This window comes from Serratia sp. NA_112.1, from assembly GCF_052691715.1.
Genome location: NZ_JBQZFO010000001.1, coordinates 742,589 through 764,223 on the forward strand (window position 1 = coordinate 742,589; position 21,635 = coordinate 764,223).

Below are 21,635 nucleotides of genomic sequence, written 5' to 3' on the forward strand. Positions count from 1 at the left end.
TTTTCCGTAACGATGAATTCGTAGTCACCGTTGTTAACTGTGCAGCCGCAGGGCCGATATTGGCGCTGGCAAACCGCCGTGGCTCACTGCGAGTATTGCCTTACCGCGCGCTGACGATTTGGGATGCTGATTTTGATGGCTACTCATTGAAGTCGGGCCGGCGCAGTGTCAAAACTCTCGGGGGTAGGTCGGAGGGCAGTGTGGCCTTTCATTCACATTGGTCACCACAGGGGAGGGTATTAACAGACATGCAGTTTGTCTGGTTGCAGGTTGAGGGCGATACGCTGACGCTTTATGGCCGTGGGGAATCTGCCCATCAACCTTGTCGGCTGCGTCCGGCGGTCCGTTTGACGGCGGACAGCGCTCAATTCTCCATTGATATGCAAATCACCAATCTTGCCGACCACCCCCTGCCGCTAAGTTATGTTTGCCAGCTTAACTACGGCTGTGTTCCCACGGCAGTTTTCCGACAGAACCTGCCGACGTCAGCGCTGACACCACCGGGGAGTCTCACCGAAGAAGGACTGCAGTGCTCGGACGACTTGTCACTGTATGTTGATCAGGCCGAATTCTATATGTTGGCGTCGAAAGGAAGACGATATGTTACGCGCTTCTCCACTGAGCAGTTTAATTATGGTCTGCGACCTATCACCCAGCAGGGAAATCAGCGCTTGTTCAGGTTCATTCAGCCGGCCACCTGCAGCCTGCGAGGGCAGAGTGAAAGCTCAAGAATGATGATCGGGGCGGGAAAAACGCGTGAGTTCTGCGTGATAACCGGGGTGGTGTGATAGCCGGGGCGGAGCTGCCCCGGCCAAAATACAGGCTTACTCTTTCACCCAGCCCTTGCGGATCGGGAAGGCGAACAGGAGGCGGTACAGGCGCGTCAGCTTGTCGGCGATGCTATCGCCAAACAGGTTCCATACCAATTGAGCAAACAGACAACCGACCAGGCCGACCAGGAAGCCGCCTACCATATCCAGCGGCCAGTGCACGCCCAGATAGACGCGCGACCAGGCAATGCCGGCCGCGACAGCCAGCAATAAAATGCCTGACCAGACCCGATGCCAGAACAAAAAGGCCAGAGCGAAAGTGAAGATAGCGGTACCGTGATCGCTGGGGAAGGAGCTGTCCGGCGCGTGGGCCAGGAAGGTATAACCGACACCGGCCACAAACGGCCGTTCGTGTGGCAGCAGCATGCCAATGGTCGCGGAGGCAAGCATGGCGAACAGCAGAGCAATTGTCGTCTTGGCCACCACTTGACGCTGCGACACCAGTTGATTCTGCGGCCCCCACAGCCATAGCCCAACGATCAGCATAGGTACGATAGCGATCAGATCGCGCGCCAAAAAGGTGGCGATATCAATCAACCACTCGGGGGACGCCGGGGTCGCGTTGATCCAGGCGAAAAGAAGATAATTCAACTGCTCCATAAAAGTTACCTCGTCTTGCGGCGGATATACCCGCTCACCATCCAATAAACAGCCAGTTGGCTGAGCCAAACCCACCAACCTGCCCACAGGTTATGGGTAAGAAAATGCGCGCCACGCATCACCTGACCAAAACCCATAAGCATGCCGAGCACAATGCCGCCGAACCAGCACCAGTAGGCCAGGCGTGGCCGTTGCGGATAAAACAGGAAAAACAGTGCCATCACCGCAAAACCGCTGGAGGCATGGCCACCAGGGAAGCAACGACCCGGACCGGGTTCTGCTGGAATTGCGCCGAACAACGGATAGGACATCGCCTTGCCGCCGTATTCGATCAAATCCCAGGGACAGGAATGGGCGCTGGTGGCTTTAAGAATACCGACCACCAATGGACCAATGCCGATCAGCAACATGGTGACGATCATGCGCGGATTACGGCGGTAAATGCCCCAAAACAGCGCCAGCACTGCGCCGGTAATCACGCCAATTTTCAGCAAACGGTGGTTAATCAAGTCCAGCCAGCGATCGTTCTGCCAGGGGAAATGTCCGCTGGTGACATCGAACCAGTAATTGCTGACAGCCCAGTCCAGCTGTTCGTTACGCGACAGCCAAAGGAACAACAAGCCACTGACGACCAAGCCCAAAACCTGCCAACGGTAAAAGGATGCCGGCAGTGAGTAAAGTGCGTTAGTCTTAATTTGGGGCGTCGTTGAGGATTGATTTAATGAACGTTTTGGGTTCACGCGCAGGCTCGGTGACATTAACGGATGCTGCCACTGTAATAATTCTGTCTTAAGAAAACCTTAATGCCCAAATTACCGGGATTGAAAAGCAATAGGCGGATTATAGACTTTCGGTTAAGGTAATCGTTTGCTTTTATTGGAATGATGTAGTGATGACAATAAAATTGAATTTGGCGTTATTGGCAGCCTGCAGTGCGGTTTTGTCCCCCTTGGCATTAGCGCAGATTACCGGGCCGATTGTGGTGCAGGGCGCGATGCCAGTAGAGGCAGAACGTTTTGCCCAACGCCTGGAAAACCCGCGCGAAGAGCAGATTGGCGGCTGGCGTTTCTGGCGTGGTACGGTGGATGGGTATCCGGTGGTGGTGTCAGAAACCCTGAAAGGTATGTCTAATGCAGCGGCCGCTACGGCTATTGCCGCTACCCAATTTCATCCGGTAGCAATCATCAATCAGGGAACCGCCGGTGGTCACGATCCGGCACTGAAGGTGTACGACATCGTATTGGGCAAGTACTCGGTCAGTCTGGGTGCGTTTAAAACACCGAAGAAGGCGGCGGGGGAAGGCAGTGACTCGCGACAATGGCAGCCGATGGATTTACTGGCTTCGAAAGGCAGTGCCGGTGAAGATAAAAATGCCCATACCATCCGTCAGTTTCCGGCTGATGCTAAACTTTTGGCGATAGCTGAAAGTGTTAAGGGCAGCTATACCCAGGGCAAGGTGATTGAAGGGGTTATCGGTTCCGCCGATGTGTGGAACAGCGAACTGGACCGCATTGGTTACTTCCACGAAAACTACCATACCTCGGTTGAAGAGATGGAGACTGCCTCTGCCGCACAGATCGCCGCTTCCTTTAACATTCCTTTTGTCGGCATCCGCGTGTTGTCCAACAATATTACCAATCAGGGTAAATACGACCCACAGACTGGCCTGGCGTGCCAGGACTATGTCTATCAGGTGGTGAAGGCTTATATCGCCAAAAACTTACCCCGTTAATGATTTATCCTAATTAATGGTCAGTGGCGGGTTATTGCCACTAGTCACCATACATTGTAAAGAATATTAAACTACTGGCGAGCTAGCCGGTAGTGTATTAGCTTATGCCCGGAGTATTTAATAAATTGTAGGGATATAAACATGAACAAGGCATCCGTTATATTTTCCGGCCTGCTGATGGTCGCTTCCGCCAGCGCTATTGCTGCCACCTCTGCCGAGGACACCGATATCAGCAAGCAACCGCTGGAAAAGGTCGCGCCATACCCGAAAGCTGAGAAGGGCATGAACCGTCAGGTGATTTACCTGCCGAAGCAGGAACACGAAGAGAATTTCAAGGTTGAACTGCTGATGGGCAAAACGCTGGAAGTGGACTGCAACCGTCACATGATTGGCGGCACGCTGGAAACCAAAACCCTTTCCGGTTGGGGCTACGACTACCTGGTGCTGGAAAAACTGTCTGAGCCTGCTTCCACCATGATGGCTTGCCCGGACAAGACCAAACAGCAGAAATTTATCGCTGCCAACCTGGGTGATGCTGCCATGCAACGTTACAACAGCCGCTTGCCAATCGTGGTCTACGCACCGAAAGACGTGGAAGTGAAATACCGCGTGTGGAAGGCCGAAGACACCGTGAGCAAAGCTGAGCAGAAGTAATGCTGATGTGTGCTAACCATTAGCACGGCTAAGTTATTATCCGAGCATTAACCCGTTTGGGGAGTGAGTTGCGCTGTTGGCAATCGTTCCCCAGCGGGTTTTTTTGTGCCTCGTATAATAGCTTTAATCAATAGAAAACCACGGTGAAAGTCTGTAATTTGAGGAGAGAACAAGTACTGATAAAGGCCGCAGGATTAAAAAGTTAGCTTTAATGCTATGCGTGCAATAACGAAATCTACCTGGCTGGGAAAAAATGACAAAATTAATTGAATTTAGCGCCATAACTGAAGCGGCTGAGCGGCTAGTCGGAAAGGTAATTCGAACCCCCACCATCCCTGGATCAAAATTGACGGAAAAGATTCAGAGACCGGTTTTTCTGAAACTTGAAAACACTCAGCTTGGTGGTTCTTTTAAAGCACGGGGCGTGCTTAACAAGTTTTTGAGCCTGGCGGATGATGTGAAAGATAAGCGGTTTGTGGCGGTGAGTGGCGGTAATTTTGGCATTGCGATAGCCGAGGCGGCGAAGATCTTTGGGGCTGATGTCACTATTATTATGCCGAAAAGTGCCCCGGCAACTGCCATCGACCGGGTGGGGGGACTGGGCAGTACTGTTATCGTGGAATCTGATGTTCACGCTGCGTTTGAGCGGGCTAAGGCTTTGGCTGAGCAGGGATACGTAGTCATTGATGATTGCAACGACTCGCTGATCGCCGAAGGGCATGGAACCTTGGCGCTTGAGTTCATTGCCGACTGCCCAGAGCTTACCGACGTCCTGGTTGCGGTGGGTGGTGGCGGTATGCTGGCCGGTGTGGCAACTGCGCTAAAAGCCATAAAGCCAGAGATTAGAATTTGGGGTGTTGAAACCTCTGGGGCAAGTTCGATGCACCAGGCATTGCGCGCCGGCAAGCCGGTGAACATTGAGGTGACTTCAATTATTTCTACCCTCGGTGTGCCTGCCATTGATGAAGTGATGCTGGCCCATGCTCAAGCTTATATCGAGGAAGTGGTTGTGGTATCGGATAAGGCCGCGATAGAGGGAATGGTGGCCTTTGGCGAAGATGCAAAATTATGGGTTGAACTGGCGTCCGGGACGTTGATACCTGCGGCTATGACCATTGCTCCCAAACTTCCCGCTGAAGCCGTCATCGGGATTGTAGTATGCGGTGGAAATATCTCCCATCAGGACATGTCTAAATGGGTTGGCTACTCACAAACTCTGTGATTTAGCCCCTGTGGAGTTTATTCAGGCAATAAAAAACCCGCTTTCCTCACAGCAACAATAAAATCAATAACTTATTGTTTTTACAATAGGTTATTATTACGGTGTGGGGTGAGGAAATGCGGGGATTGCCAACCTATGCCGCCACTTGGCATGGTCGCTAGCGGGTTGAATTGCAGGGCTGTTTCGAGGTGTTCCGGCGCAAGGTGAGCGTAGCGCATGGTCATCTTGATTTCATAGTGTCCAAGGATACGTTGCAGTACCAATATGTTACCACCAGACATCATAAAGTGAGCGGCGAAGGTGTGGCGCAATACGTGAGTAAGCTGCCCTTTTGGTAACACGATGCTAGTGCCCTCGATAACCGACATAAACTTAAAATAGCACTCGCCGAAAAGGCGGCCATCTCCAATCTTGATCAGCTTTTTGTAAAGCTCCTTGCTGATCGGGACGCTGCGGTTCTTTTTCCCTTTGGTTCTGACAAACGTGATTTTATGCGGTGATTACCTCAGCACAATACATACCTTTATCTGTGCAAAAAATTGTATTAGCTCAGACTTGATCTGACATTGTCACAGCACAGAGCTTAACCTAACAGGGCAGCTCTGTGCCAAAAGCGGACTTTCTAGAGGGCTGCTATCGTCCCATAATCGACGGGCTCCCCGATAGTTATGCCGAGACTTTCATAGATGACATGATAGCACTGGCAAATCTGACCAAGGGTGCGTTGCATCATCATCTCGGTGACAAGAAAAGCCAAAGGGACTTTACCTTGTTGCACAGAAAATAATGTGTACTAGCGATCCATGTGACTAAAGCTACCAACACCAATATGAGATCACCCTATGGATACAAACTGGTGCCATAGGGTTTAAGTAATACTCCTCCGACAGTACGCTTGCTGAAGTAGAGCGTATTGCAGAGAAGAAGGATCTGTGCGCCCAAACATTTCCTCACATCGTGTTTTAGGCCTTTTGCAATAACGCCCTGTTCATTGCGAGAATCGTGCCTAACAACGAGAGGAGCAGAAGTCCGATAACACCCCATGCAAAGGACGCCAAGCCTGTTCGATCCAGCAAAATACCTCCGACAATCCCGCCAGCGGCAACGGCGGTGTTCCAACCAGTTGTATACATAGATTGCGCGACATCGACCGATTCACCGGCAAAACGAGACAATGCCGTTTGGGTGATAGTAGCAAATCCACCAACGGCCATTCCCCAGATCACCACGGAAGAATAAACCATCTTTGGAAGGCCCCCCCAAAAAGCAAGTAGTAGGGAAGCAAGAGTGAAGACCACGATGCTTGCAACAGCAAGGAGTTGCAGTCGGCGATCAACCATTGAGCCGACGAACCACAGGCCAATGATTGAGCCTATTCCGAAGACGAACAGAACAATATCTACATCCGCGGACAAGCCCGATGGTTCGAGAAGGGGCTCAATGTAGATATAGAGAATGTTGTGAGCGACAACGAAGGTAAAGACCACAAACAGTACGGCACGAATGCCAGTCTTTAGAAAGACTCCTGTAAGAGGCTGGCGCTGCTCCTTGGTCTGACCGGGAAAATCCGGAACGACAGTGATAACCCATACAATGAGCGCCAGTGCCAGGACAGTCATCAGACCAAAAGCACCTTGCCAGCCAATGGTTCGACCAAGCAACGCGCCGAGCGGTACGCCGAACACCAAAGCTATGGTCGCGCCAGCGCCGGATATCGCAATCGCCCGCCCGCTGAGATGTGTTGGTGAGATGCGTACAGCAAAGCCGGCTAGCAGCGACCAAACAATGCCACCGAAGACACCGGCAAAGAAGCGCGCTACCAATGAGATGCTATAGCTATCGGAAAGCGCGGTGACGAGATTGACAACCGAAAACCCAAAGATCGCCACCAACAGCAAAGGACGCCGCCGCCTACCCTGCGTAAGGGTTGTCACTGGAATAGCAGCGACCAGTGCCCCCACCGCGTAGGCAGTAATGAACTGACCGGCCAAACTTTCGGATACATTCAAGCCCCCCGCGATGGAGGAAAGCAATCCTGCCGGCATAATTTCGGTCAACAGCGTGATAAAGGCTGCCATCGCTAGGGCAAGCAGTGCCGGGATAGGCAGGGTCTCCGTGTTCCTACTTGAAGCCGATGTAGTCGTATGCATCAAAAAATTCCTCAAATCGAAGTTGTCTCAGCCCTTTGCAGAGCGCTACCCGACAGTGTGCTCGTTGGCGAAAAGAAGAAAAATAGGCAATAATTCACAACATATATGACAATTTAGTCCTTAATAAGGAAGCTCATGGAAAGCCTTGGTTCCCTCGATATCTTCGTTCGCGTCGGTGAGTCGCGCAGCTTCACGACTACTGGGCAACAACTAGGCATCTCAGCATCAGCAGTTAGCAAGGCTATCGCTCGTTTGGAGGAGCGGTTAGCTACGCGACTGTTCCATCGGTCGACTCGAAACGTCACTTTGACTCCAGAAGGAGCTCTCTTTCTGGAGCGTTGCAGGCGCATTCTGGGTGAGGTGGAGGCGGCGGAAAATGAGCTTGCACAATCTAACCAGATGCCTCGCGGCAAGCTTCGCGTTAGCCTGCCTTCCGTCGGTCTACTGTTCATGCCGCAATTCGCCGAATTTAAACGTCAGTACCCCGACATAGAACTGGATATCGACTGCTCTGATCGTCTGGTGGATGTAATCGAGGAAGGATTTGATGCGGTGATCCGTACGGGAGAGCCAAGTGATTCCCGGTTGATGGCACGTATGCTCGGAAGCTATCGTCGTATCATGGTGGGTGCCCCGAAGTACTTCGAACAATGTGGGGTGCCGAATACCCCCGAGGAACTAATGCAGCACCGCTGTCTACGCTACCGATTCCCCAGTAGTGGCAAGGTCGACCAGTGGCCCCTCAGTCGCGGAGGCCAAATACTCACTTTTGATCTAGCCAGTTCAATGACGGCCAATACACTTGAACCGCTGGTTTGCTTCGCAGAGTCAGGTCTTGGCATCGCGTGTATGCCAGACATTGCCATCCGTCAACAACTGGAAATCGGCAGCTTGGTATCCGTACTGGATGGATTCAATCAAGACCACACCATCTTGCGGGTGCTGTGGCCTTCAAGTCGGCATCTTTCACCCAAGCTGAGAGTCTTCGTTGATTACGTCACCACCGCTCTATTTCCAGATACAAGTAAGAAAACTGTTAGCAACGGTGCAAACGTGATCCCCCCAACGGTTGAAAACTGATCCAGAGGTGAATCTGCTCTCCTGACAACGGGGGAGCTGATGGTCACTTTTAAAACTGCTATGGAAATAAAAATCCTGCGCAAGCAGGGAATGAGTCATCGAGCCATCGCCATGCAGTTGGGTGTGTCTCGCAATACCGTCAAACGCAATCTGAAGGCCGAAAGCCAGCCGCCGAAATACTCTCCCATGCTTCGTGTAGCTTCCGTGTTTGATGATTATCGGGACTAGATCCGCCAAGGGTATACAGGCTATTCACCCCTATAAAATCCCAGCGACCGTTAGTTAGCGCGAGCTCCGTGATTTAGCCAGTAGGTCCACTTCTCGCTCAGAGCGGACTATCAGTTTTGATTGTACGCTGCTAGGCAATGTTGCCAGTTCAAGTCTGAGCTAATACAGCTAAATACCCTATGCATGCATTAGGTGCATGAATTTGCATGATGATCCGGTGTGAGTTTTACCCCCGAAGCGCCAGCACTGGCGCGGATCGCGCCGGATCATGCACCTGCATGAAAAGCGACACACGAAGCGGGCTGGCGAGGCGGGGATAGCATTGCGCGCAAGCGGTGTTTAGACCATTTCAAATTGTCCGTCAGCGGCCCATCGCGGCGATTTATCGAAGTATTCAAACATCCCTTTGGTTTTAGTTCACAGCACTATGCATTTCGATATCAAAATGTGACACCAAAAAACGACACCATAATACACTTACAATGGTGTCGCAAAGTGATACTATAAGCCCCGTGAACAAACGACACCAAAAAATGCTGTCGGATGTGTTTTCCCGGCCTGTCAACGGTTCTATAAAGTGGTCTGATATCGAGGCGCTTTTTACCGCGTTAGGGGCGGAGATTCACGAAAGGGGAGGTTCTAGGATCGCGGTGCTGTTGAAAGGTGAGAAACGAATCTTTCACCGACCACACCCCAGACCTACCACTGACAAGGGGGCGGTAAACTTCATACGGATCTGGTTGGATAGTTTAGGAATTAAACCATGATGAACAATACACTGAAAATCGACGGCCACGTTGCCGTCATCACCTTTGACCCTGAAATTGAAATGTTCCGGGGGGAGTTTGTCGGACTGAATGGCGGCGCTGACTTCTACGCCTACAGTGTTGAAGAGTTGAAAAAAGAAGGCTCTATTTCGCTGACGGTCTTTTTGGATGAGTGCAAAAAAGACGGCATTGCGCCTTACAAATCGTACAGCGGTAAAGTGACCACCCGGTTGTCGCCAGAACGTCATCAGGCGTTAGCGATCACGGCACAGGCCACCGGGCAGTCAATTAATGAACTGCTGAATGAAGGCGTTGATCTGGTCATAGAAAAACACTCCTGACTTACCGGCAACAAAAAGCCGCCAATCACTGGCGGCTCAGATTGATGACAAAGTCCACTGCGGTTAAAAGTTCTGATCTGAGAGCGAATAAAAACAAAGGATTATATCTTCTGATTTACCCCAAACATCCGAAAACCACGTTTTTCGGGTGTTTGTCATCAATCTGAAGCCTGCGAAAGCAGGTTTTTTTGTGTCCGCAAAACGGCCGTCGCCACTTTGTCGCCATCGGACAACACTATGCTGTGTAACTTGTTGTTTTATATGCTCATAATTTTATGGCAATAAAAAACCCGCTAGTCTTGAACCTAAAAAGGCGGGACTAACGGGCTCCACAAAATGGGGACATCAAAGAAAAGCAGTGGCACTAATTCAGACTACCCCCGGAAAGGAAAGTTCTCGCCGGCGATAAAAATTTCAAAATATATTTGCCACTGATTCATCTTCGTTGCTTATCAGTTAGCCGAGGATCCCCGGCCACAACACCACTATCAACGAGCCCGCCAGGGTTAACAATACGTTAGCGATGGCGTAGGTGCCGGCATAACCCAGCGCCGGAATGTTACTGCGTGCGGTATCACTGATAATTTCCATTGCCGGGGCGCAGGTACGGGCCCCCATAATTGCGCCGAATAGCAGGGCACGGTTCATGCGCAGTACATAGGCACCGAACAGGAAGCAAATCACTACCGGCACCAGGCTGACGATGAGCCCGGCGATCAGCATCTGGCCGCCAACGGCACCCAGACTGTTGCCGATACCGGCACCGGCGCTCAGGCCGACACCGGCCATAAACACCATCAGGCCAAACTCTTTTACCATGTTCAGCGCCCCCTGCGGAATGTAGCCGAAGGTCGGGTGGTTGGCGCGCAGGAAGCCGAGCATGATGCCGGCCATCAGCAAACCGGCGGCGTTACCTATGCCGAACGAGAAATTGCTGAACTGAATGGTGATCTGGCCAATCAACAGCCCGATGATAAAGAAGGCGCAGAATGCCAGCAGGTCGGTCACCTGGCTGTGGATCGAGATAAAGCCAATTTTCTCCGCCACGCTTTTCACCCGGCGGGCGTCGCCGCTGACCTGCAGTACATCGCCTTTATTGAGTACAATGCTGTCGTCGATAGGCATTTCAATCTGGCTGCGGATCACCCGGTTGAGGAAGCAACCGTGGTCGGTCAGCTTCAACTGGCTCAGGCGTTTGTTCACCGCATTGCTGTTTTTAACCACAATCTCTTCGGTAACGATGCGCATATCCAACAGGTCACGGTCGAAGACTTCTTTGCCGTTGCGGAAGCTGGGATCCAGTCGCGCATGAGCATCGGGGTAGCCGACCAGCGAAATTTCGTCACCCACCTGCAAGACCGCGTCGCCGTCCGGGTTAGCCAAAATACCGTTACGCCGGATACGTTCGATATAGCAACCGGTTTGGCGATAGATACCCAGCTCACGCAGATTTTTGCCATCGGACCAGGCCACCAGTTCGGGACCAACGCGATAGGCGCGGATGACCGGCAGGTAAACCTTGCGTTGGCTGTCGGTGTCCAGGCCGCGTTCGCGGGCAATCTGTTGGGCAGAGGTGGAAAGATCCTGGTGTTGCAGCTTGGGCAGGTAGCGCGCGCCGAAAATCAGGCTCACCAAACCGATCAGGTAGGTCAGTGCGTAGCCAAGGCTCAGATGATCCTGCGCTGCCAGCAGTGCCGGGCCATTGGTGATGGTATTACGTAGTGTATCACCGGCGCCAACCAGAACCGGGGTCGAGGTCATTGAGCCGGCGAGCATACCGGCGGTAAGCCCGATATCCCAATGGAACAGTTTGCCCAGACCGATGGCGATCACCATCGCGGAACCGACCATCACTAGCGCCAGCATCAGGTAATTTTTGCCGTCGCGGAAAAATATCGAGAAAAAGTTTGGTCCGGCTTCCACGCCAACGCAGAAAATAAACAGCATAAAGCCGAGATTCAGCGCTTCAGTGTTAATGGCGAAGTGTTGTTGGCCGAGCAGCAGCGAAACCACCAAAACGCCAATGGAATTACCGAGTTGAACGGAGCCCAGACGGACTTTACCGAGGCACAGCCCCAGCGCGAGTACCACGAACAGTAACAGGATGTAGTTACCGTTTAACAAACTAGCGACGTTTATGTTCACGTAGGATAACTTATTGTTTACCAGTAAGTGCTTGATATAGATAAATATAAGATATAAATTCAGTCAAAAAGCGACTTCATAAATAACTAACCAGCGAAAGGCGATTCGAAGCATCGATCGGCGGCGTTTATTCTAGTCGCTATGGCGCGTGACAGCCAGCATAAAGCTGGGTTCATGCCCTGCCGAAAGCATTTAACTCTCTTAAGGCCAAGGAAAAAGTTCAGTTTAGCGTTGTCGGTTTACGACCAAGCGTCATCGGCATTGTGGCACGGCTGATTTCTACGGTGTGGTAATGAGGTTAAAGGGGGGAGGGGGCATGGCGAATGAACGGTATTGGTGGGGGATTTTAAGCTGTTTTCTGCTGTTCAGCCTGGTGTATCTCGGCCAGCAGAGCGGGGTGTTTGGCAGCACGGATCATGAACACAGGGGGGAGACCGGCCTGTTGTTGTTTGTGATACCCGGCGTGGTCGCCAGCTATCTATCGAGCAAAAAACGCATTCTCTGCCCGTTACTCGGGGCGTTGTATGCGTTGCCGCTGTGTCTGATCATCCGCCATTTCTGGCTAACGCCGTCTGCCTCGGTTTGGCAGGAATTGGCTTATGCCACCAGCGCGGTGTTCTGGTGTGTGTTCGGGGCGTTGCTGGCTTTGTTTGCGCGCAGCCTGTTGCAGACCTACCGGCAGTGTCATCGTGGCTAATGGCAATAAAAAAGGCGCATTTAGCGCCTTTTCGTCTTTCTGCCTGAGTCTTACTGGAACAGATTCAGGTTTTCTTTGGCATAGGCTTCGAAATCGGTGCAGCCGCCGATGTGTTTCTCATCGAGGAAAATCTGCGGTACGGTTTCTACCGGCTTGCCGACGGTTTTTTCCAGGTCGGCCTTGGTGATGCCTTCAGCGTGGATATCAACATAACGGAAGTTGAAATCGTCACGTTCTTCAGTCAGTTTTTCCGCCAACTCTTTCGCACGGACACAATAAGGACAGCCTGGGCGCCCGAAGATAACTGCAAACATGCAACACTCCTTAGATTGATATTCAATAATTTGATCGCAACTGCAATGACTTTCTGTCAGTCGAAAAAGACTTGAGCCTGAACATTACCCGCATTGATAGCGCTTACTATGCCCGTTGGTTCGGCGAAAAAAAAGCAGGAATTACCTGTTAATCTGATTCATGTAACCGATTAAGCCGCCGGGGGTGTCGCCGCCGATGGGAATTCACTACACTGGAGGCAGAACTTCTGGAGAAGAAAAATATGCGTTCATTCGGTGACTTACCGCGTACCGTGCTGGTTTTGGAAGGGCTGGGCATGCTGTTGTTGGTGCTGGCCTATTTGAGCATTCATAGCCACGTTCAATTACCCGGCTGGTTGGCCTCACAGCAGGCGGCGGTGGGAATGATTTTCCTCGGCGTGGCGCTGATGGTGCCGGCGGCGGCATTTCTGGTTTGGCGGGTGGTGCAAGGATTTGGCCCATTGATGCGCGGTGGTCTGCCGCCGCAGAACGATAGGCACAAGCCAGATTTGCCTGAAGATAAAAACGACAGTGAGCCGCGTGCCTGAATAATGGCTACCGGAGACATACCTGCCAGACAGGTGCTTGCCTTTTTGGGGTGACGAGTGAAAATTGCCATTCTTTCGCGCGATGGAACGTTGTACTCATGTAAACGCTTGGTGGAGGCGGCGGAACAGCGCGGCCACAGCATCGAGGTTATCGATCCACTCTCTTGTTATATGAACATCAACCCAGCCGCGCCGACTATCCACTACCGCGGCCGCCAATTGGAGCGTTACGACGCGGTTATCCCACGCATCGGCTCCGCCATTACCTTTTATGGCACTGCAGTGCTGCGCCAGTTTGAACTGTTGGGCAGTTATCCGCTTAATGAGTCGGTTGCGATCACCCGTGCGCGCGACAAGCTGCGTTCGCTGCAGTTGCTGGCGCGGCAGGGGATCGATTTGCCGATCACCGGTTTTGCGCATTCGCCCGACGACACCGGCGATTTGATCGAACTGGTTGGTGGCGCGCCGCTGGTGGTCAAACTGGTGGAAGGTACGCAAGGTATTGGCGTGGTACTGGCGGAAACTCGCCAGGCGGCGGAAAGCGTGATTGATGCCTTTCGCGGCCTTAACGCCCATATTCTGGTGCAAGAATATATTCGCGAGGCGCAGGGCAGTGATGTGCGCTGTCTGGTGGTGGGGGACAAAGTGGTGGCAGCCATTGAGCGGCAGGCCAAACCCGGGGAGTTTCGTTCCAATCTGCACCGTGGTGGCACTGCCCGCAAGGTAAGCATCACTGCCAAAGAGCGGGCGATTGCGGTCAAGGCCGCCACCACACTGGGACTGGATGTCGCCGGGGTGGATATCCTGCGTGCGGCCCGTGGCCCGCTGGTGATGGAAGTTAATGCTTCTCCGGGGTTGGAAGGGGTGGAAAGCACCACCGGGTTGGATATCGCCGGCAGGATGATCGAGTATATTGAGCAGCGCGGCAGGCCGGGTTTCAGGCTGAAATCGGGCGGATAAGTTTGCCGTAAAAATTCGCCATTTTGGGGCTGGAGTTGTGGCTTTTTGTCGACCATATTTACCCTAATAGCGAATTAAGCCGCATTGATCGTGGCGTCGCGGGGCAATATTCCGTAAGCTATGCGCCTTTTCGCGTTTTGAATATTGTGAGGCTGGTATTATGGATTCACTCATTGTCCCTGATTTGGCGTTGCTGCGACGCTGGCTGGATCAATCGGGCATTTCATTCTTTGAGTGCGATTCCTGTCAGGCGCTGCACTTGCCGCACATGCAAAATTTCGATGGCGTGTTTGATGCCAAGCTGGATCTGGTCGACAACGTGATCCTGTTCTCTGCGCTGGCCGAAGTTAAGCCGACATCCTTGATCCCGCTGGTGGCCGATCTCAGCCAGATCAACGCCAGTTCGCTGACTATTAAAGCGTTTGTTGATATTCAGGACGACAATCTGCCGAAACTGATCGTTTGCCAGTCGCTGAGCATTGCCGTTGGCGTCACGCTGGAGCAGTTCACCCACTTTATGCAGCAGGGCGAAGAGCAAATCTCGATGGTGATCCTCGAGGCCCGGGCGAACGATCTGCTGTTTATGGGTGACGAAGAAGATAACAAGGCTGCGCCTGACCGCCTGCCAATGCTGCACTGATCCCCTCTGTACATGATGCGTGCCGTCCCTCTGGCGGCATGCTGTCGTTATTCCCTTCCGCAATAATATATTCTGTGTTTTACACTTTGCTGCCAGATATTCCTCTTCGTTTATGCCACTAATGGCGTATCACATACAGACAAACTGCATAAAAAATCGATAAAAGCCGGTTTTATCCCCGGAGGCTGGTGCGTTGTGGCAACAGCGGTTATGCTGCTGATTCTGCTAAGGGCTTGCGATTCCCCTGGTGACCATGCGGGCTGGGCACCTGAAAAAGGTGTATGCAATCAACTGCATAGACATTCAATCCGCGGTTGCAACGATTGCGCTCGATCAGGAAAGGTTTTGTATCGTTTGCGGTACAAGTTCAATTCTATGATTCACCCCTGTTTTGGAGGAAGTTACGGATGGTCACCCAACGTAAAAAGTGGTTATCGGGTGTGGTTGCCGGCCTGCTGATGGCAGCAAGCGTCACGGCGTCAGCCGAGGAAAAAACGCTGCACATCTATAACTGGTCCGACTATATCGCGCCGGACACCTTGGCCAAATTCCAGAAAGAAACCGGCATTAAAGTGGTGTACGACGTCTTTGACTCCAACGAAGTGTTGGAAGGCAAACTGATGGCGGGCAGCACCGGTTATGATCTGGTGGTACCTTCATCCAATTTCCTTGAGCGTCAGTCGAAGGCCGGTATTTTCGAGCCGCTCGACAAGAGCAAGATGCCGAACTACAAAAACCTTGATCCCGAGATGTTGCAACTGGTGGCGCACAATGACAAGGACAACAAGTACGGTATCCCTTATCTGATGGTGACTACCGGCATCGGCTATAACGTCGACAAGGTGAAGGCGGTGCTGGGCAAAGACGCTCCGGTTGACAGCTGGGATCTGATCCTCAAACCGGAAAACCTCGAGAAGTTGAAAAGCTGCGGTGTTTCCTTCCTGGATGCGCCAAGCGAAGTCTATGCCACCGTGCTGCACTACCTGGGTAAAGATCCCAACAGCACCAACGCGGCAGACTACACAGGTGCGGCCAACGATCTGTTGCTCAAGCTGCGGCCGAACATCCGTTATTTCCACTCTTCCCAGTATATCAACGATTTGGCAAACGGTGATATCTGCGTAGCGATCGGCTGGTCCGGCGACGTGATGCAGGCGGCCAACCGTGCCAAAGAAGCTAAGAACGGCGTGAACGTGGCTTATGCAATCCCGAAAGAGGGGGCGCTGACCTACTTTGACATGTTCGCCATGCCGGCTGACGCCAAAAACAAGGACGCTGCCTACCAGTTCCTGAACTTCCTGATGAAGCCTGACGTAATGGCGGGGATCAGTAACTTCGTGTATTACGCCAACGCGGTGAAGGACTCTACACCGCTGGTCAATGCCGAAGTCCGCAACAATCCGAACGTGTACCCACCGGCCGATCTGCGCGCCAAGCTGTTTACGCTGAACGTGCAGTCGCCGAAGCTGGATCGTGTGATTACCCGCGCCTGGACTAAAGTTAAAAGCGGGAAATGACATACCCTAAATAATTCGAGTTGCATCAAGGCGGCAAGGCCGTAAATCCCTGGGAGCTTAGTCAACTAAGTGACTGGGGTGAGCGGGTGCAGCCAACACAGAGGCAGCTTGAAGGATGATGGCTAGGGGCTCAGTACGCTGAGCCCGGTATCATACCAGCAGGCGGGTGCTCCCCGCCTGCGTTGCCATTTTGGGCCATGGCAATCGCCGTGGTTTTTTGTACTGTTTGCACCGGAGAGCCCCCCGATTGAACGACGTCATCCCTCGTCCTCAAGCCAAGTCGCAGAAGGTCTTCACCCCTCTGCTGGAAATCCGTAACCTCACCAAAACCTTTGACGGTCAAAACGCGGTCGAAGACGTCAGCCTGACCATCTATAAAGGCGAAATATTCGCTTTGCTGGGGCCATCTGGCTGCGGGAAGTCGACGTTGTTGCGCATGCTGGCCGGTTTTGAACAGCCGACGGAAGGGCAGATTGTGCTCGATGGGCAGGACATGTCGCATGTTCCCCCTTACCAGCGTCCGATTAATATGATGTTCCAGTCCTACGCGCTGTTCCCGCATATGACGGTAGAGCAAAACATCGCCTTCGGTCTGAAACAGGACAAAATGCCGCGTGCGGAAATAGCCGATCGGGTAGCGGAAATGCTGTCACTGGTGCACATGCAGGAGTTCGCCAAGCGTAAACCGCACCAGCTATCCGGTGGTCAACGCCAGCGGGTGGCGCTGGCACGCAGCCTGGCCAAACGGCCGAAACTGCTGCTGCTCGATGAGCCGATGGGTGCGCTGGATAAAAAGCTGCGTGACCGCATGCAGCTGGAAGTGACGGATATTCTTGAGCGGGTTGGTGTGACCTGCGTGATGGTCACGCATGATCAGGAAGAGGCGATGACCATGGCAGGGCGCATCGCCATCATGAACCGTGGCAAATTTGTGCAGATCGGCGAGCCGGAAGAGATCTACGAGCATCCGAACAGCCGTTTCAGCGCTGAATTTATCGGCTCGGTCAACGTTTTTGATTGTGTGCTGCAAGAGCGCCATGACGATGGCTTGATCCTGCAAAGTCCCGGTTTACGTCATGCGATTAAGGTGGACTCCGACGCCTCGGTAGTGGACGGCGTGCCGATCCAGGTCGCGCTGCGGCCGGAAAAAATCATGCTGTGCGAAGAGGTTCCGCAGGATGGTTGCAATTTTGCGGTAGGGGAAGTGGCACATATCGCCTACCTCGGTGACCTGTCTATCTACCATGTGAAGCTGCTCAGCGGCCAAATTATTAGCGCCCAATTGCAAAACGGTCACCGTTTCCGCAAAGGGATGCCGACCTGGGGCGACGAAGTGCGATTGTGCTGGGAAGCTGACAGCTGTGTCGTGTTGACGGTGTGAGTCGAGAAGGTGAGGAATAATCATTATGGCAATGCTTGCTGAACACACACCGCCGGAGCCGCCGGCCAAAGGGCCCGGCCCACTAAAAGCCGTTTTCCAGCGCCTGCAGATGGCCCATGGTCGCAAACTGGTGATCGCGGTGCCGCTGCTGTGGTTGACGTTGCTGTTCCTGCTGCCGTTCCTGATCGTGTTCAAGATCAGCCTGGCGGAACTGGCGTTGGCGGTCCCGCCCTACACTGACCTAATGAGCTGGGCAGAGGGTAAGCTGGACATCGCGCTCAATTTTGCCAATTATCTGCAACTGACCGACGATCCGCTGTATATAGACGCTTATCTGCAATCACTGCAGGTGGCGGCGGTATCGACGGTTTGTTGTCTCATCATTGGGTACCCGCTGGCTTGGGCAGTGGCGCACAGTAAATCATCAACCCGCAATATTTTGCTGTTGTTGGTGATCCTGCCGTCGTGGACCTCGTTCCTGATCCGCGTTTACGCCTGGATGGGCATTTTGAAAAATAACGGCATCCTCAATAACTTCTTGTTATGGACCGGGGTGATCGATCAGCCGTTGGTGATCCTGCATACCAATCTGGCGGTGTATATCGGCGTGGTGTATTCCTACCTGCCGTTTATGGTGCTGCCGATTTATACCGCGCTGACGCGGTTGGACTATTCACTGGTGGAGGCTTCGCTGGATCTGGGGGCTAAACCGCTGAAAACCTTTTTCAGCGTGATTATGCCGCTGACCCGCGGCGGGATTATTGCCGGCTCGATGCTGGTGTTTATCCCGGCGGTCGGTGAATTCGTGATCCCGGAGCTGCTGGGTGGGCCGGACAGTATTATGATCGGCAGGGTACTGTGGCAGGAGTTCTTTAATAACCGTGACTGGCCCGTAGCCTCGGCAGTGGCTACCGTCATGCTGCTGCTGTTGATCGTACCGACTCTCTGGTTCCACAAGCATCAGAACAAGGAAATGGGGGGGCAGGGATGAACAACTTGCCGGTAGTACGTTCGCCGTGGCGTATCGCTATTTTGGTGTTGGGTTTCACCTTCTTGTATGCGCCGATGCTGATGCTGGTGATCTACTCGTTCAACAGTTCCAAACTGGTGACGGTGTGGGCCGGTTGGTCAACGCGCTGGTATACCGAATTGTTCCATGATTCGGCGATGATCAGCGCCGTCGGGCTCAGCCTGACTATCGCCGCCGCCTCGGCGACCGCCGCGGTGGTGCTGGGGGCAATTGCGGCAGTGGTGATGGTCCGTTTTGGCCGTTTTCGTGGTTCAACCGGTTTTGCCTTTATGCTGACGGCACCGCTGGTGATGCCGGACGTGATCACCGGCTTGTCGCTGCTGCTGCTGTTTGTGGCGATGGGGCATGCCTTTGGTTGGCCGTCTGAACGGGGGATGTTCACCATCTGGTTGGCGCACGTTACTTTCTGTACTGCCTACGTTTCGGTGGTGATCAGTTCGCGCCTGCGTGAGTTGGATCGCTCTATCGAAGAAGCGGCGATGGATCTGGGCGCGACACCGCTGAAAGTGTTTTTCGTGATCACTTTGCCGATGATTGCACCGGCGCTGATCGCCGGTTGGATGTTGGCCTTTACCCTGTCGCTGGATGACCTGGTGATTGCCAGTTTTGTCGCCGGGCCGGGAGCGACCACCTTGCCGATGCTGGTGTTCTCCAGCGTACGCATGGGGGTTAATCCGGAAATTAACGCGCTGGCGAGTTTGATCCTGCTGGTGGTCGGCGTTATCGGCCTGATTGCATGGTGGTTTATGGCACGCTCGGAAAAACAGCGATCGCGCGAATTACAAAAGGCTGCCCGTAGCTGAGTCTGATTAAACCTGCTATTTTTGCAATTATTGGTATTGCAATTGATTACCTGACTTTATATATGCCACCTGAATAGGCCGATCCTGAACGTTGAAAAGTTCGAGATACCCGGGGCGACCCGGGGGTGGGGCATCCCTCTGGGAACCCCATCCCCCGGTTTCCCCTAATATTGGGCTGAAGCGAGTGGGATGAGTTTGAATAGGTGGCGTTTTGTTGCGGAACATGGACATGTCAGACATGCTGAACAGCAGGCAGGGAATAAGAATGAATTTGGATGCGCCAGTGCCGGTGATGGTGGCCGGAACGGCGATGGTGGCTATCAAGTGCATCAGCGTGCTGTTGCTGTTGGGGGAACTGGGGGTCGATGGCGCTCAGGAGTTCGTCAGCACCAGTGCCCAGGCCTGGGATTCCACCCTGATCTTTTTGGCTGGCCTGGTATTACTGTGCCTGCAAATCAGTTGCGGTTTTGCGGTGATGCGCGGCCGCAACTGGGGGCGTTGGGGCTATGTGGCCTGCCAGTGCTTGGTGGTCGGTTATCTGCTGTTGGCCACCATTGGCGGTTTTCTGCCGGAGGTGTTTACCGTTGAAGGTGAAACCAGCGGCCAAATTCTGCACGTCCTGATCCTGCAAAAAATTCCTGATATCGTCATCCTGGCATTATTGTTTGTTCCTGCTACCAGTCGCCATTATTTCGCCGCGCGCAATTGAGATTTTAACGGCGTAGAGTGATAAACTCTGCGCCCTTAATTATTCACCCCGAACTCAGGGTTATCTTCATGCAATGCGCTTTGTATACGGCGGGCACCTGCCGTTCCTGTCAGTGGTTGGAAAAGCCGTACCCGCAGCAACTGACGGACAAACAGCATCATCTGCAATCACTGCTGGGCGAACGTGACGTTGCGCAGTGGCTGCAGCCGGTCGCCGGCGAGCAGAGCGCATTTCGCAATAAAGCCAAAATGGTGGTCAGCGGCAGCGTAGAGCGTCCGCTACTGGGCATGCTGTATCGTGATGGCACGGCGGTGGATCTCAGCGCCTGTCCGCTGTATCCCGCCAGCTTCTCGCCGTTGTTTGATGTGCTGAAAAGCTTTATCGCCCGCGCCGGCCTGACGCCCTACAACGTGGCGCGTAAACGCGGTGAACTGAAGTACCTATTACTGACTGAAAGTACCCACAGTGGTGGTGTAATGCTGCGCTTCGTGCTGCGTTCGGACAGCAAGCTGGCGCAGTTGCGTGCCGCACTGCCGTGGTTGCAACAGCAGTTGCCGCAGCTCAGGGTGATTTCTGCCAATATTCAGCCGGTACATATGGCGATTATGGAAGGGGAGCGCGAGATCCCACTGACCGAGCAACAGGCGCTGGAAGAGCAATTTAATCAGGTGCCGCTGTATATCCGTCCGCAAAGCTTCTTCCAGACCAATCCGCAGGTGGCTGCCGAACTGTACGCCACCGCCCGTGACTGGGTGCGGGTATTGGGTATCAACAGCATGTGGGATCTGTTCTGCGGTGTGGGTGGATTTGGCCTGCATTGCGCACTGCCGGAAACACGCCTGACCGGCATCGAGATCAGCGCCGAGGCGATTGCCTGTGCACGCCAGTCGGCGGAAACTCTGGGTTTGCGACACGTCGATTTCCAGGCGCTAGATTCTACCCGGTTCGCTACCGCTGAAGGCAGCGTGCCGCAGCTGGTGCTGGTTAATCCGCCGCGACGCGGTATTGGCAAGGCACTGTGCGACTATCTGAACCAGATGGCACCGGGCTATATTTTGTATTCGAGCTGCAACGCCGAGACGATGGCGAAAGACATTGAGATGTTGCCGGATTACCGCATCGAGCGCGTACAGCTGTTTGATATGTTCCCGCATACCGCCCATTACGAAGTGCTGACGCTGCTCGTTCGTCATTAAAAGCGTTTTTTGGCTGAAGTATAGGCCTCGGAGCGCTCACGTTGACCTATCGAAAGTACCTGCACCCAATCTCCTCGCCGATGACGCGATA

The 21,635-nt window shown here is 53.2% G+C and carries 22 protein-coding genes and 2 pseudogenes; 18 read left to right on the forward strand and 6 right to left on the reverse strand.

The genetic code is table 11. The annotated features are described in order from the left end of the window. Window positions 1-248 precede the first annotated feature (248 nt). Window positions 249-788 carry a hypothetical protein gene (locus tag ACUTQ5_RS03615; protein ID WP_445650124.1) on the forward strand — a complete coding sequence of 180 codons (540 nt, stop codon included), beginning with the start codon at window positions 249-251 and terminating at the stop codon, window positions 786-788. Between the two features lie 36 nt (window positions 789-824). On the opposite strand, the gene ybjG is transcribed toward ACUTQ5_RS03615, so the two are convergent. Both ybjG and ACUTQ5_RS03625 read right to left on the reverse strand, forming a co-directional pair. Then, on the reverse strand, window positions 825-1,430 hold the full coding sequence (gene ybjG, locus ACUTQ5_RS03620; RefSeq protein WP_445650125.1) for an undecaprenyl-diphosphate phosphatase: 606 nt from the start codon (window positions 1,428-1,430) through the stop codon (window positions 825-827). Between the two features lie 5 nt (window positions 1,431-1,435). Beyond that, complete coding sequence (locus ACUTQ5_RS03625) at window positions 1,436-2,188, reverse strand: phosphatase PAP2 family protein (protein WP_445650126.1); 753 nt, start codon at window positions 2,186-2,188, stop codon at window positions 1,436-1,438. 134 nt (window positions 2,189-2,322) lie between these two features. Here ACUTQ5_RS03625 and ACUTQ5_RS03630 point away from each other — a divergent pair, with 134 nt between their 5' ends. The 3 genes from ACUTQ5_RS03630 (at window position 2,323) to ACUTQ5_RS03640 (ending at window position 5,038) form a co-directional block, all read left to right on the forward strand. Next, a complete protein-coding gene (locus ACUTQ5_RS03630) occupies window positions 2,323-3,162 on the forward strand; it encodes a 5'-methylthioadenosine/S-adenosylhomocysteine nucleosidase (RefSeq protein ID WP_445650127.1) in 840 nt (279 codons plus the stop codon). 141 nt (window positions 3,163-3,303) lie between these two features. Then, a complete protein-coding gene (gene eco / locus ACUTQ5_RS03635) occupies window positions 3,304-3,816 on the forward strand; it encodes a serine protease inhibitor ecotin (protein WP_445650128.1) in 513 nt (170 codons plus the stop codon). Window positions 3,817-4,069: 253 nt separating this feature from the next. Then, window positions 4,070-5,038, forward strand: a complete 969-nt coding sequence (locus ACUTQ5_RS03640; RefSeq protein WP_445650129.1) for a threonine ammonia-lyase — start codon at window positions 4,070-4,072, stop codon at window positions 5,036-5,038. An 80-nt stretch (window positions 5,039-5,118) separates the two neighbouring features. On the opposite strand, the pseudogene ACUTQ5_RS03645 reads toward ACUTQ5_RS03640, so the two are convergent. Both ACUTQ5_RS03645 and ACUTQ5_RS03650 read right to left on the reverse strand, forming a co-directional pair. After that, a pseudogene (locus ACUTQ5_RS03645) lies at window positions 5,119-5,532 on the reverse strand (tyrosine-type recombinase/integrase); the annotation flags it as partial. 468 nt (window positions 5,533-6,000) lie between these two features. After that, window positions 6,001-7,188: an MFS transporter gene (locus tag ACUTQ5_RS03650; protein WP_445650130.1), complete on the reverse strand. Its 1,188-nt coding sequence runs from the start codon at window positions 7,186-7,188 to the stop codon at window positions 6,001-6,003. 135 nt (window positions 7,189-7,323) lie between these two features. Here ACUTQ5_RS03650 and ACUTQ5_RS03655 point away from each other — a divergent pair, with 135 nt between their 5' ends. The 4 genes and pseudogenes from ACUTQ5_RS03655 to ACUTQ5_RS03670 all read left to right on the forward strand — a co-directional run bounded on the left by ACUTQ5_RS03655 (window position 7,324) and on the right by ACUTQ5_RS03670 (window position 9,604). Continuing rightward, the gene (locus ACUTQ5_RS03655) at window positions 7,324-8,268 is read left to right on the forward strand and encodes a LysR family transcriptional regulator (protein WP_445650131.1); all 945 of its coding nucleotides are present in this window, start codon (window positions 7,324-7,326) and stop codon (window positions 8,266-8,268) included. A gap of 39 nt (window positions 8,269-8,307) precedes the next feature. Beyond that, window positions 8,308-8,548: pseudogene (locus ACUTQ5_RS03660) on the forward strand (helix-turn-helix domain-containing protein); the annotation flags it as partial. A 481-nt stretch (window positions 8,549-9,029) separates the two neighbouring features. Then, window positions 9,030-9,263: a type II toxin-antitoxin system HicA family toxin gene (locus tag ACUTQ5_RS03665; RefSeq protein WP_445650247.1), complete on the forward strand. Its 234-nt coding sequence runs from the start codon at window positions 9,030-9,032 to the stop codon at window positions 9,261-9,263. Continuing rightward, window positions 9,260-9,604 (forward strand): type II toxin-antitoxin system HicB family antitoxin, encoded by a 345-nt coding sequence (locus ACUTQ5_RS03670; RefSeq protein ID WP_445650132.1) that lies wholly within the window; start codon window positions 9,260-9,262, stop codon window positions 9,602-9,604. Before ACUTQ5_RS03665 ends, ACUTQ5_RS03670 begins: the two co-directional genes overlap by 4 nt. A 456-nt stretch (window positions 9,605-10,060) precedes the next feature. On the opposite strand, the gene ACUTQ5_RS03675 is transcribed toward ACUTQ5_RS03670, so the two are convergent. Continuing rightward, entirely contained in the window at window positions 10,061-11,749 is a 1,689-nt protein-coding gene (locus tag ACUTQ5_RS03675; protein ID WP_445650133.1) for an aspartate:alanine antiporter, read from the reverse strand. A 316-nt stretch (window positions 11,750-12,065) separates the two neighbouring features. On the opposite strand from ACUTQ5_RS03675, the gene ACUTQ5_RS03680 reads away from it, so the two are divergent. Further along, window positions 12,066-12,446, forward strand: coding sequence for an inner membrane protein YbjM (locus ACUTQ5_RS03680; protein WP_426508646.1), 381 nt, complete (start codon window positions 12,066-12,068; stop codon window positions 12,444-12,446). 50 nt (window positions 12,447-12,496) lie between these two features. Here ACUTQ5_RS03680 and ACUTQ5_RS03685 read toward each other — a convergent pair whose 3' ends face one another. Continuing rightward, complete coding sequence (locus ACUTQ5_RS03685) at window positions 12,497-12,760, reverse strand: GrxA family glutaredoxin (RefSeq protein ID WP_012006074.1); 264 nt, start codon at window positions 12,758-12,760, stop codon at window positions 12,497-12,499. 242 nt (window positions 12,761-13,002) lie between these two features. Between ACUTQ5_RS03685 and ACUTQ5_RS03690 the strand changes: the two genes are divergently transcribed. The 9 genes from ACUTQ5_RS03690 to rlmC all read left to right on the forward strand — a co-directional run bounded on the left by ACUTQ5_RS03690 (window position 13,003) and on the right by rlmC (window position 21,544). Further along, a complete protein-coding gene (locus ACUTQ5_RS03690) occupies window positions 13,003-13,308 on the forward strand; it encodes a YbjC family protein (RefSeq protein WP_445650134.1) in 306 nt (101 codons plus the stop codon). A gap of 57 nt (window positions 13,309-13,365) precedes the next feature. After that, a complete protein-coding gene (rimK, locus tag ACUTQ5_RS03695; protein ID WP_445650135.1) occupies window positions 13,366-14,268 on the forward strand; it encodes a 30S ribosomal protein S6--L-glutamate ligase in 903 nt (300 codons plus the stop codon). A 160-nt stretch (window positions 14,269-14,428) separates the two neighbouring features. After that, window positions 14,429-14,908 (forward strand): YbjN domain-containing protein, encoded by a 480-nt coding sequence (locus ACUTQ5_RS03700; RefSeq protein WP_445650136.1) that lies wholly within the window; start codon window positions 14,429-14,431, stop codon window positions 14,906-14,908. A 407-nt stretch (window positions 14,909-15,315) separates the two neighbouring features. Continuing rightward, window positions 15,316-16,425, forward strand: coding sequence for a spermidine/putrescine ABC transporter substrate-binding protein PotF (gene potF / locus ACUTQ5_RS03705; RefSeq protein WP_174352880.1), 1,110 nt, complete (start codon window positions 15,316-15,318; stop codon window positions 16,423-16,425). 247 nt (window positions 16,426-16,672) lie between these two features. Then, the gene (potG, locus tag ACUTQ5_RS03710) at window positions 16,673-17,806 is read left to right on the forward strand and encodes a putrescine ABC transporter ATP-binding subunit PotG (protein WP_012006079.1); all 1,134 of its coding nucleotides are present in this window, start codon (window positions 16,673-16,675) and stop codon (window positions 17,804-17,806) included. 25 nt (window positions 17,807-17,831) lie between these two features. Further along, window positions 17,832-18,797, forward strand: a complete 966-nt coding sequence (gene potH / locus ACUTQ5_RS03715; RefSeq protein ID WP_445650137.1) for a putrescine ABC transporter permease PotH — start codon at window positions 17,832-17,834, stop codon at window positions 18,795-18,797. Further along, window positions 18,794-19,639 (forward strand): putrescine ABC transporter permease PotI, encoded by an 846-nt coding sequence (gene potI, locus ACUTQ5_RS03720; RefSeq protein WP_261089128.1) that lies wholly within the window; start codon window positions 18,794-18,796, stop codon window positions 19,637-19,639. Before potH ends, potI begins: the two co-directional genes overlap by 4 nt. Window positions 19,640-19,868: 229 nt before the next feature. Next, window positions 19,869-20,348: a YbjO family protein gene (locus ACUTQ5_RS03725; protein ID WP_445650138.1), complete on the forward strand. Its 480-nt coding sequence runs from the start codon at window positions 19,869-19,871 to the stop codon at window positions 20,346-20,348. A 68-nt stretch (window positions 20,349-20,416) separates the two neighbouring features. Continuing rightward, the gene (rlmC, locus tag ACUTQ5_RS03730) at window positions 20,417-21,544 is read left to right on the forward strand and encodes a 23S rRNA (uracil(747)-C(5))-methyltransferase RlmC (RefSeq protein ID WP_445650139.1); all 1,128 of its coding nucleotides are present in this window, start codon (window positions 20,417-20,419) and stop codon (window positions 21,542-21,544) included. The last annotated feature ends 91 nt before the right edge of the window (window positions 21,545-21,635 follow it).

Bases quoted from the DNA above. Each gene is read 5' to 3' on its own strand.
- ACUTQ5_RS03615 (WP_445650124.1), top strand. From the start codon at position 249: ATGCAGTTTGTCTGGTTGCAGGTTGAGGGCGATACGCTGACGCTTTAT.
- ybjG (WP_445650125.1), bottom strand. From the start codon at position 1,430: ATGGAGCAGTTGAATTATCTTCTTTTCGCCTGGATCAACGCGACCCCG.
- ACUTQ5_RS03625 (WP_445650126.1), bottom strand. From the start codon at position 2,188: ATGTCACCGAGCCTGCGCGTGAACCCAAAACGTTCATTAAATCAATCC.
- ACUTQ5_RS03630 (WP_445650127.1), top strand. From the start codon at position 2,323: ATGACAATAAAATTGAATTTGGCGTTATTGGCAGCCTGCAGTGCGGTT.
- eco (WP_445650128.1), top strand. From the start codon at position 3,304: ATGAACAAGGCATCCGTTATATTTTCCGGCCTGCTGATGGTCGCTTCC.
- ACUTQ5_RS03640 (WP_445650129.1), top strand. From the start codon at position 4,070: ATGACAAAATTAATTGAATTTAGCGCCATAACTGAAGCGGCTGAGCGG.
- ACUTQ5_RS03650 (WP_445650130.1), bottom strand. From the start codon at position 7,188: ATGCATACGACTACATCGGCTTCAAGTAGGAACACGGAGACCCTGCCT.
- ACUTQ5_RS03655 (WP_445650131.1), top strand. From the start codon at position 7,324: ATGGAAAGCCTTGGTTCCCTCGATATCTTCGTTCGCGTCGGTGAGTCG.
- ACUTQ5_RS03665 (WP_445650247.1), top strand. From the start codon at position 9,030: ATGCTGTCGGATGTGTTTTCCCGGCCTGTCAACGGTTCTATAAAGTGG.
- ACUTQ5_RS03670 (WP_445650132.1), top strand. From the start codon at position 9,260: ATGATGAACAATACACTGAAAATCGACGGCCACGTTGCCGTCATCACC.
- ACUTQ5_RS03680 (WP_426508646.1), top strand. From the start codon at position 12,066: ATGGCGAATGAACGGTATTGGTGGGGGATTTTAAGCTGTTTTCTGCTG.
- ACUTQ5_RS03685 (WP_012006074.1), bottom strand. From the start codon at position 12,760: ATGTTTGCAGTTATCTTCGGGCGCCCAGGCTGTCCTTATTGTGTCCGT.
- ACUTQ5_RS03690 (WP_445650134.1), top strand. From the start codon at position 13,003: ATGCGTTCATTCGGTGACTTACCGCGTACCGTGCTGGTTTTGGAAGGG.
- ACUTQ5_RS03700 (WP_445650136.1), top strand. From the start codon at position 14,429: ATGGATTCACTCATTGTCCCTGATTTGGCGTTGCTGCGACGCTGGCTG.
- potF (WP_174352880.1), top strand. From the start codon at position 15,316: ATGGTCACCCAACGTAAAAAGTGGTTATCGGGTGTGGTTGCCGGCCTG.
- potH (WP_445650137.1), top strand. From the start codon at position 17,832: ATGGCAATGCTTGCTGAACACACACCGCCGGAGCCGCCGGCCAAAGGG.
- potI (WP_261089128.1), top strand. From the start codon at position 18,794: ATGAACAACTTGCCGGTAGTACGTTCGCCGTGGCGTATCGCTATTTTG.
- ACUTQ5_RS03725 (WP_445650138.1), top strand. From the start codon at position 19,869: ATGTCAGACATGCTGAACAGCAGGCAGGGAATAAGAATGAATTTGGAT.
- rlmC (WP_445650139.1), top strand. From the start codon at position 20,417: ATGCAATGCGCTTTGTATACGGCGGGCACCTGCCGTTCCTGTCAGTGG.